This window comes from Brevibacillus sp. MCWH (assembly GCF_013096935.1).
Taxonomy (GTDB): Bacteria; Bacillota; Bacilli; order Brevibacillales; family Brevibacillaceae; genus Brevibacillus; species Brevibacillus aydinogluensis.
This window is the reverse complement of record NZ_SDLF01000066.1, coordinates 1-861: the sequence shown is the minus strand read 5'-3', so window position 1 is coordinate 861 and position 861 is coordinate 1. Positions and strand designations below refer to the sequence as shown.

Annotated in this window: 1 protein-coding gene; it reads left to right on the top strand. The window is 46.1% G+C overall.

Translation table 11 applies throughout. The features are described 5' to 3' along the window. The coding region (locus ETC00_RS19365) for an IS3 family transposase (protein WP_171567686.1) at nucleotides 1–817 on the top strand (817 nt) is incomplete at its 5' end. Nucleotides 818–861: the final 44 nt, after the last annotated feature.

Sequence of the window (861 nt, the reverse complement as noted above, 5' to 3'; positions counted from 1 at the left end):
TACCGAACTCTCCAAACTTCTTGGTGTATCGAGGAGTGGGTATTATCGATATCTTGCACAGAAGGAGTGGGATAGAGACGGAGAACTGAAACAGCAGATTCAAACCATCTATGATGAACGAAAAGGAATATATGGGTATCGAAGAATTCAAGCGGAACTCCTTCGTCAATACGGCAAGGTTGTGAATCATAAGAAGGTGTTACGGCTCATGCAAATTCTTGGGCTGAAAGCCATTATTCGTGGCAAACGAGCGTATCGGAGCACGTATCGAGCGGCTGAATCAGATGGTCGTGTTGCCGAAAATTTGTTGAAGCGTGACTTCACAGCCGAGAAACCGAACCAGAAGTGGGTCACCGATGTTACCCAGTTTCGTGTAGGAGATCAACGTATCTTCTTATCTGCGATTAAAGACTTGTTTCACAACGAAATCGTGGCGCACCATGTGAGCTTACACAATGACAATGTCCTTGTCCTAGAGACGTTTCGGAAAGCATTTGAAAAGCATAAGGACGTGACTGGACTGATCGTACACAGCGATCAAGGCTTCCAGTACACGTCCCATGCATACCACGACATGCTGCAAAAGGTTGGCGCCCGAATCAGCATGTCCCGAAGGGGCAATTGTTTAGACAATTCCCCTATGGAGAGTTTCTTCTCGCACTTAAAGGCAGAAGCTCTCTATCCTTATGATATTCGAAGTTTGGATGAGGCGCAAAGACGAATTGAGGAGTACATTCGTTTTTACAATGAGGAGCGTTTGCAAATCAAATTAAATAAGCTGACGCCAGTCGAGTACAGGCGTCAGCATGCGGCCTAACGGCCGGGGGTTTTTTAAGTGTCTACAAAATGGGGTCTTGACCA